This window comes from Actinacidiphila bryophytorum (assembly GCF_016916835.1).
Taxonomy (GTDB): Bacteria; Actinomycetota; Actinomycetes; order Streptomycetales; family Streptomycetaceae; genus Actinacidiphila; species Actinacidiphila bryophytorum.
The window spans coordinates 140,346-148,698 of record NZ_JAFFIX010000020.1; the positions used below are offsets into that span (position 1 = coordinate 140,346).

Consider the following 8,353-nt stretch of genomic DNA (forward strand, 5'->3'; position numbering starts at 1 on the left):
CGCATGCCAGCTCAGCGCAAGCCCCCCGCCGCGCCGGCCGCCGACGCCGGGCGCGGCCGGCGGCCCACCGTGCAGGACCAACTCATCGACCTCATCGTGGAGTTGGACCTCGATCCGGGAGAGGTGCTGCCGCCGGAACCCGAGCTGATGCGTACGCTCGGTGTCAGCCGCAACTCGGTGCGTGAAGCACTCAAGGGCCTGCAGGCCCTCGGAATTGTCGACATCCGGCACGGCTACGGTACCTACGTCGGCACCCCGCAGCTGCGGTCCATGGCCCCCGGCCTGCTCTTCCACACCCGGCTGGCGGTGCGCAGGGACAACCCGCGCGGCCTGCTCGACATCGTCGAGGTCCGCGCACTCCTGGAGAGCGGCCTCATCCGCCGCTCCGCCCTCGAACTCACCGACGGCGACATCGGCCGGCTGCGCGGGGAACTCGACGCGCTCGCCGCCGACGGCGACGCCGGACGAGCCGGCCACGACCGGCGCTTCCACGAACTGCTCTACGAACCCCTCGGCAATGCGCTGGTCCTCCAGCTGATCGCGCTGTTCTGGGACGTCTACCGCCAGGTCGAGGCCGAGGTCGGCAAGCCGCACACCGACCACGGCCAGGTCGTACGCCAGCACCGCCAGGTCCTGGAGGCCGTCGCGGCCCGCGACCCCGACGCGGCGGCGGCCAGGATCGCCGAGCACTTCGCCGACATCACCGCCCGCTTCGACCGCTGGACCGGATCTCCCGCCCCGGCGGCGGAGCCCGCCGCGGGCCCGGCGTGAGCCGGCGGATCCGCCGGGGAGCGGCTTCGGGGCAGGCCGGCCCGGCGGGCGGGCCGGCCCCGGCGACTCCACCGGCCTGAGGTGCGCCCGGTCTGCGGGCCGCCTGCCGGAGGCGGAGTACGGGTGGCGTCGGCGGCCTGAGCCGCGCCCGGTTCCGGGCTGCGCGGCGCAGGCCGGATCGCGGTCGCGGGATCCGCCGGGGGCCGGCAGCCGGGATACTCGACGCCAGCGGTGTGCCGGGACGGCCCGGGGCGCCGCCCGGCAGACCCGAGGAGCGCCCGTATGGACAGCCCGACCCGTGACCCCGGCCTCGCCCGCCGCGTACTGCGGGCGCTGCGGGCCAAGGACCCGGCGCTGGCCGCCACCCGCAGGGCCGCCCGCGGCGCCATCGTGATGCCCGCGCTCTTCGCCCTGTGCAGCCAGGTCATCGGCTCACCCGCGATGGCCAGCTTCGCCGCCTTCGGCGCCTTCTCCATGCTGCTGCTGGTCGACTTCAACGGCCCCGCCGTGCAGCGGCTGCGCGCCCACGCCGCCCTCGCCGTCGCCTGGGCGGCACTGATCTGCCTGGGCACCGCCGTCTCCCAGGTGACCTGGCTCGGCGTCGCGACCATGGTCGTGGTCGGCTTCGCGATCCTCTTCTCCGGCATCGTCAGCTCGGTCCTGGCCGGCGCCACGACCGCGCTGCTGCTCGGCTTCATCCTCCCCGTGTCCCTGTCCGCGCCGCTGTCCGCGCTGCCCGACCGGCTGGCAGGCGCCGGCATGGCCGCAGGCGCCTCCATGCTCGCCGTCACCCTGCTGTGGCCGCGCCCCACCACCGACCCGCTCGACAAACCCGCCGCCGACGTCTGCCGGGCCGTCGCCGTACGGCTGCGCGTCGACGCCGCCCTCGTCCTCGGCCCCGACACACCCACCGACGCGGACTGCACGGCGGCGAGCCGGAGCGCCGCGGACGCCGCTGACAGACTCCGCCGCGCCTTCGACTCCACGCCCTACCGCCCCACCGGCCTGTCCACCGGGGCACGCGCCGTGGTCCGGCTGGTCGACCAGCTCACCTGGCTCACCGCCATCGTCGCCCACAGCGGTACGCCCCAGGCCACCGCCCGCAGCCACGCCGATGCCCCCTGCCTGGCCAAACGAGCCGCGGCCCGCACCCTCGACGAGGCCGCGGACCTGCTGGAAGGCCGGCACACCGACCCCGGGCCGCTGCAAGCCGCGGCCGAGGAGCTGCGCAAGGCCCTCGACGCCATGGAGCGCGACGCCACCACCCGGCTGCCCGTGCAACGGGACACCCCCGGCGACCAGGAGGTCACCGACTTCCTCAGCTCCCTCGACGTCTCCTTCCGCACCCAGGAACTGAGCCACGCCGTCCTCCAGATCGCCGCCAACGTCGAACTCGCCTCCGCCGCGGAACGCCGCGGCTGGGCCGACCGGCTGCTCGGCCGCGAACCCGGCGGCCTGACCGGCCCCCTCACCGCGGCCAGGGAACGCGCCACCGCACACGTCGACCGGCACTCGGTGTGGCTGCACAACAGCGTCCGCGGCGCCGTCGGGCTCGGCCTCGCCGTCGCCATCACCGACGTGACCACCGTCCAGCACTCCTTCTGGGTCGTGCTCGGCGCGCTGTCCGTCCTGCGCTCCAACGCACTCAACACCGGCCAGAACGCGGTACGCGGCCTGGCAGGCACGGTGATCGGCTCCATCGTCGGAGCCGGGCTGCTGCAGCTCATCGGCCACAACAGCGTGCTGCTGTGGTTCCTGCTGCCGCTCGCCGTCCTCGTCGCCGGCATCGCGCCCGCCGCGATCTCCTTCGCCGCCGGGCAGGCCGCCTTCACCGTCACCCTGGTGATCCTCTTCAACATCGGCCAGGTCCCCGACTGGCGGGTCGGCCTCTTCCGTGTCGAGGACATCGCACTCGGCTGCGCCGTCAGCATCGTGGTCGGCACCTTCTTCTGGCCGCGCGGCGCGGCGGCGGCCGTGGGCAAGGCCATGGCCGAGGCGTACGCCGCCAGCGCCGACTACCTCGCGGGGGCGGTCGACTACGGGGTGGGGTGCTGCACCGCCGGGCCGGAGCCGGCCGCGGCCCCGCTGGCCGCCGGGCGGCAGGCCGCTGCGGCGGCCCGCCGCCTCGACGACGCCTTCCGCAGCTACCTCGCCGAACGCGGCCCCAAGCCCGTGCCGCTCGCCGAGATGACCACGCTGGTCACCGGCGTGGTCGGGCTGCGGCTCGCCGCGGACGCCGTGCTCGGCATGTGGCAGCGGGCCGGCGACGTGCACAGTGACGCGGAGCGGGCGGCGGCCCGCTCGGAGCTGCTGTCCGGGGCCGACCGCATCTCCGGCTGGTACCACGGACTGGCCGCCGGGCTCGACGGGAGCGGGCGGGTGCCGGTGCCGCTGCCGCACGACGGTGCGGGCGACGCCCGTCTCGTCGTGGCGGTCCGTCGGGACCTCCGCGACGAGGACGGCCGTGCTACCGCCACGGCCGTCCGGATCGTGTGGACCGGCGATCACCTGGACGCGGCCCGCCGCCTCCAGACCTCCCTGGCCCATGCGGCCACGTCCCTCCCGTGAGGACGCCCGCCTCCCGTCCGGCGGGGACCCACCGCGCAGTTCCCCGAGCCCCTTGAGGTCCTGCCCCTTGCGGCGACCGCTCACCTTTCCCCCGGTGGTGCCTGGTCGCGCAGTTCCCCGCGCCCCTGGGTGATTGCCACGTGCTGTGGCGTTGCTTGCTTTCCCACCATCGTGACGGGGCGCGCAGTTCCCCGCGCCCCTCAAAAACGCCCACCCTCGCAGGCAGACGGCACCCCTCAGAAAGACGCTCGCCCACCTGCGCAGGGTGCGCGCCTGTCGGCGCCAGCTCTGCGGGAAGGGGGTAACCATCAGGGGCGCGGGGAACTGCGCGACCAGCCGCGACGGCGCGGAAGGCGATCGCCCACGGCAAGGGGCAGCCCCCCAGGGGAGCGGGGAACTGCGCGCCCCATCACAACGCGCCGGAAGAAAGCAACGCCACAGCACGTGGCAATCACCCAGGGGCTCGGGGAACTGCGAGACAAGCCCCCACTGGGGAAAGGCGATGGCTTACCGCAAGGGGCAGGGGCGTCCCGGGGTGGCCGGGGGGAGGGGGAGCTGGTTGGGTAGTAGGGGAACCCTTCGCGGGAAGCGAGGTCAAGCCATGACCATGGCAGACGAAACGCACCGGCACATCCGCCAGCTCCGCGCCCAGGCACAGAAACTGGCCGCGGACGCGGAACACGCCGCGAACGCGGCGGAACGCACCCGCCTCCAGCACAGAGCGCAGCAGTTGGAGTCGGACAGCGACCAGGAGAGCATGATGGCGGCCGGGGACATCTACCCCGCGCAGTGACCGACTCCCGACCGCGAGGACGACACCGATGAGCGACCAGCCGCCACCGCACCTGCCCACCGCGTTCGGGAACTACCAGAACGACATCTACCTGCGCGCCCTCGGCGGCGTCCTGCCGGACCTGCCGATGACGTTCGCCGAGCTGGAGGCCCGCGCCGCCCAGGCGCTTCCCCCGTCGGTGATGTCGTACGTGGCGGGCGGCGCGGGCGACGAGGCCACGCAGCGGGCGAACGCCGAGGCCTTCGCGCACTGGGGCCTGTACCCGCGGATGTTCGTCGGTGCGCGGGAGCGCGACCTGACCGTCGACCTGTTCGGCACGACCTGGCCGTCGCCGCTGTTCATGGCCCCGATCGGTGTCATCGGGCTGTGCGCCCAGGACGGGCACGGCGACCTGGCCACCGCACGGGCCGCGGCCAGGACCGGCGTGCCGATGGTCGCCTCGACGCTCGGCAACGACCCGCTGGAGGACGTGGCGGCGGAACTGGGCGGCACGCCCGGCTACTTCCAGCTGTACACGCCCACCGACCGCGACCTGGCCGAGAGCCTGGTCCGCCGGGCGGAGAACGCGGGGTACGCCGCGATCGTCGTCACGCTCGACACCTGGGTCACCGGCTGGCGCCCGCGGGACCTGGCGAGCGGCAACTTCCCGCAGCTGCGCGGTCACTGCCTGGCGAACTACTTCACCGACCCGGTCTTCCGGCGCCTGCTGGGCAGGCACCCGCAGGACGACCCGCAGGGTGCGGTGCTGCTCTGGACCAGGATCTTCGGCAATGCCCTGACCTGGGACGACCTGACCTGGCTGCGGTCGTTGACGCGGCTGCCGCTGATCGTCAAGGGGATCTGCCACCCCGACGACGCCCGCCGCGCCAAGGACGGCGGCGTGGACGCCGTCTACTGCTCCAACCACGGCGGCCGCCAGGCCAACGGCGGCCTGCCCGCGCTGACCGTGCTGCCGGAGATCGTCGCGGCGGCCGACGGGATGCCGGTGCTGTTCGACTCCGGGGTGCGCTCCGGCGCCGACATGGTCAAGGCGCTGGCGCTGGGGGCGACGGCGGTGGGCCTCGGGCGCCCGTACGCGTACGGCTGCGCGCTCGGCGGGACCGACGGCATCGTGCACGTGCTGAAGTCCGTCCTGGCCGAGGCCGACCTGATCATGGCCGTCGACGGCTACCCGTCCCGCGCCGACCTCACCCCCGACAGCCTGCGCCCGCTGCCCTGACCTGTGGCGCACGCGGGGCACTGTCAGTGGCGGGTGCGAGGCTGGACGCATGACCACCTGGAATCTGCTGGACCTGGACAGGGCGCTGCGCGCGTCGTGGGCGGCCGACACCTGCTCGCCCGACGACCTGCTGCGGGAGGAGTGGCGGGTGGACAACCCGGCCTGGGGGCACTGCGACATCAGCGCGCTGCTCGTCCACGACCTCTTCGGCGGCGACCTGATGGTCGGCGAGGTCCATCTCGCCGGTGAGCAGCACGGCTTCCACTGGTGGAACGCGCTGCCCAGCGGCATACATCTGGACGTGACCAGCGAGCAGTTCCTGCGCGGCCAGCAGGTCACCGGGGCGCGCGCGGTGACCCGCCCGCCGGGGCCGCTGCCGCACCGCTGGGCGGAGTACCTGCTGCTGCGTGAGCGGGTCGCCGGGCACCTCGGGCCGCTGCCCGAGCCCGGCGCGATGTCGATTCCGGCACCGTCGCGTTCGTCGGAAGGGTGACAGGGGGCCGCACCGCGCCCCCGGAAACGTCCAGAACCGCACGAAGGGACCGATGGCCATGGCGCGCTATCTGCTGCTGATCCACGACAACGAGGCCGACTACGAGACGGCCGACGACACCGCCCGCCGGGCGCTGGACGCCGCCCACGAGGCGTTCAGCCGCGAGCACAAGGACGTGATCGTGGCGGCCGAGCACCTGCAGCCGACGTCCACCGCGACCGTGGTGCGCGAGGACGGCGCGGGCGGGCACCTGGTGACCGACGGCCCCTACGCCGAGACCAAGGAGGCGCTGGGCGGCTACTACATCATCGACGTGTCCGACCTGGACGCAGCGCTCGCCGTCGCCAAGCGGCTGCCCTACTTCGGCAGGACCGGGGACGCGGCGGTGGAGGTGCGGCCGTTGCACTGACCGGACCGGACGGCGGCACGAGCGGAACGAGAGGAGGCAGGCCCATGCCCGCAGCACCGCAGGACGGCGGCCCGGGGAAGGCTGCGGCGGCCCGCGCGGTCGCCGAGGCGCACCGCGGGCAGTGGGCCTTCGTGCTGGCCGCGACCGTCAGGGTCACCCGCGACCTGGACCTGGCCGAGGAGTGCGTGCAGGACGCCTACGCCAAGGCCCTGGTGGCCTGGGCGTCCGGCGGTATCCCGGCCCGGCCGGGCGCCTGGCTGACCACCACCGCCCGCAACCGGGCCGTGGACGTCATCCGGCGCGACGCCTTCTTCCGCACCGCGCTGCCGCTGCTCGCCGACGACGACGGACCGGTGGCCGGTCCCGCCGACGGCGCCGACATCCCCGACGAGCGGCTGCGGCTGATCTTCACCTGCTGCCACCCGGCCCTCGCCCCGCAGGACCGGGTGGCGCTGACCCTGCGGCTGGTGTGCGGGCTGACCACCGCCGAGACGGCCCGGGCGTTCCTGGTCGGCGAGACGGCCATGGCGGCCAGGATCACCCGGGCGAAGAAGAAGATCACCGCGGCGCGGATCCCGTACCGCATCCCGGACTCTGAGGACCTGCCCGAGCGGGTCGACGCGGTGCTGACCGTGGTGGACCTGCTGTTCACCACCGGGCATGTCGCGCCCGACGGCCCCGAGCTGCTGCGGACCGACCTCATCGCCCGCGCCACCGGCCTCGCCGCGATGCTCGGCGACCTGCTGCCTGGCGACGCGGAGGTCGCGGGCCTGCGCGCGCTGATCCTGCTGACCGACGCACGCAGGCCGGCCCGGCTCGACGCGGCGGGCGCGCCCGTGCTGCTGGCCGACCAGGACCGCAGCCGGTGGGACCGGGCGGCCATCGCCGAGGGCCTGGTGCTGGTCCGCCGGGCGCTGCGGCGCCGCCCGCCGGGGCCGTTCGCCCTGCGGGCGGCCGTCGCTGCCGTGCACGCCGAGGCCCCGACGTGGGAGGAGACGGACTGGCCGGAGATCGTCGGCCTCTACGATCTGCTGCTGCGCCGCCGCCCGACCCCGGTCGCCGCGCTGAACCGCGCGGTCGCCGTCGGTTTCGCCGACGGCCCGGAAGCGGGCCTCGCCGCCCTCGACGCCCTGGCCGGCGACCCCCGCCTCGCCGGTTACCCCTACGCGTCGGTGGCCCGCGCCGAATTCCTGCACCGGCTGTCCCGCGTCCCCGAGGCGGCCGCGGCCTACGAGCAGGCCCTGCGGCACACCTCGAACGCCGTCGAGCGCAGCTTCCTCACCGCCCGCCTCGCCGACCTGCCGCCACCCCCCTGACGGCCCGACGGGGGCGGCCCCGGGGGCCGGACGTCCCTGGCGGGAGTCCTGCTGCCCGGCGGACGGCGCGGACGCGGGCTGCCAGCGGGCGGGTCAGTCCGGGGGCCGGAGGGTGAAGCGGGTCTCAGCCGCTTCCGCGGTGGTGTCGAAGGCCTTGCCGATCGTCTCCCAGGACACCAGGCCCCGACGGGCCGCCAGGGCCGCGTCCGCGCTGTACCGCGGGGCCTCGGCCTCGACGCGGGCCGCGATGTGCAGGGCCGTGACCGGCCGGGCTTCCGCGACTTCGGCGATCCGGCGCCGCAGGGCGTCCAGCAGGTGCTCCACGTCGGGCGGGACCAGGCCCTCGGCCGCCGCGGTGTGGCGGTCCCAGTCCGCATACGGGCCGGTGTCCGCCTCGTAGCCCTCGGTCGCGTCGTCGTCGCCGAAGTCCAGCGGATGGGTGGCGCTGCCGCGCCAGCCGCACGCGCAGGCGCCCCTGACCGCCACCGCCCGCGGCCCGTCCGCCCCGTTGTAGGCCCACCAGGGCATAGGCCGGCCGCCCGGCGGCGGAGCCGGCTCGCCGCCGTCGGCGAGGACCGCCGCCACGTACCCCTCGTGCTGCCCACTCTCGTCGACCCAGCTCATGCCTCAGCCCTTCGCCGCCGGAACGTGCCACCAGATTCCCCAACACACTGTCAGGTCGTCAAGGAAACCCTGACAAAGCCACTCGAACGCGGTCACGCCGCCCGGCTCCCTGTTCGAGCGGCCACCGACCCGGTCCCGCGGGGCGCTAATTCGCGCTGCC

Annotated in this window: 8 protein-coding genes; 7 read left to right on the forward strand and 1 reads right to left on the reverse strand. The window is 74.8% G+C overall.

Annotated features, from left to right (window positions below):
• The first annotated feature begins 3 nt into the window (after positions 1–3).
• The 7 genes from JT723_RS25640 (at position 4) to JT723_RS25670 (ending at position 7,569) form a co-directional block, all read left to right on the forward strand.
• Positions 4–771 carry a FadR/GntR family transcriptional regulator gene (locus JT723_RS25640; protein ID WP_205047140.1) on the forward strand — a complete coding sequence of 256 codons (768 nt, stop codon included), beginning with the start codon at positions 4–6 and terminating at the stop codon, positions 769–771.
• Positions 772–1,053: 282 nt separating this feature from the next.
• Positions 1,054–3,339, forward strand: coding sequence for an FUSC family protein (locus JT723_RS25645; RefSeq protein WP_205047141.1), 2,286 nt, complete (start codon positions 1,054–1,056; stop codon positions 3,337–3,339).
• Between the two features lie 607 nt (positions 3,340–3,946).
• On the forward strand, positions 3,947–4,132 hold the full coding sequence (locus JT723_RS25650) for a DUF6381 family protein (protein ID WP_205047142.1): 186 nt from the start codon (positions 3,947–3,949) through the stop codon (positions 4,130–4,132).
• 28 nt (positions 4,133–4,160) lie between these two features.
• Entirely contained in the window at positions 4,161–5,351 is a 1,191-nt protein-coding gene (locus JT723_RS25655) for an alpha-hydroxy-acid oxidizing protein (RefSeq protein ID WP_205047143.1), read from the forward strand.
• A 49-nt stretch (positions 5,352–5,400) separates the two neighbouring features.
• Positions 5,401–5,844 (forward strand): YunG family protein, encoded by a 444-nt coding sequence (locus JT723_RS25660; RefSeq protein ID WP_205047144.1) that lies wholly within the window; start codon positions 5,401–5,403, stop codon positions 5,842–5,844.
• A gap of 58 nt (positions 5,845–5,902) precedes the next feature.
• Positions 5,903–6,253 (forward strand): YciI family protein, encoded by a 351-nt coding sequence (locus JT723_RS25665; protein ID WP_205047145.1) that lies wholly within the window; start codon positions 5,903–5,905, stop codon positions 6,251–6,253.
• A gap of 44 nt (positions 6,254–6,297) precedes the next feature.
• Positions 6,298–7,569 carry an RNA polymerase sigma factor gene (locus JT723_RS25670; protein ID WP_205047146.1) on the forward strand — a complete coding sequence of 424 codons (1,272 nt, stop codon included), beginning with the start codon at positions 6,298–6,300 and terminating at the stop codon, positions 7,567–7,569.
• 93 nt (positions 7,570–7,662) lie between these two features.
• On the opposite strand, the gene JT723_RS25675 is transcribed toward JT723_RS25670, so the two are convergent.
• Complete coding sequence (locus tag JT723_RS25675) at positions 7,663–8,193, reverse strand: 16S rRNA (guanine(527)-N(7))-methyltransferase RsmG (RefSeq protein ID WP_205047147.1); 531 nt, start codon at positions 8,191–8,193, stop codon at positions 7,663–7,665.
• Positions 8,194–8,353 lie beyond the last annotated feature (160 nt).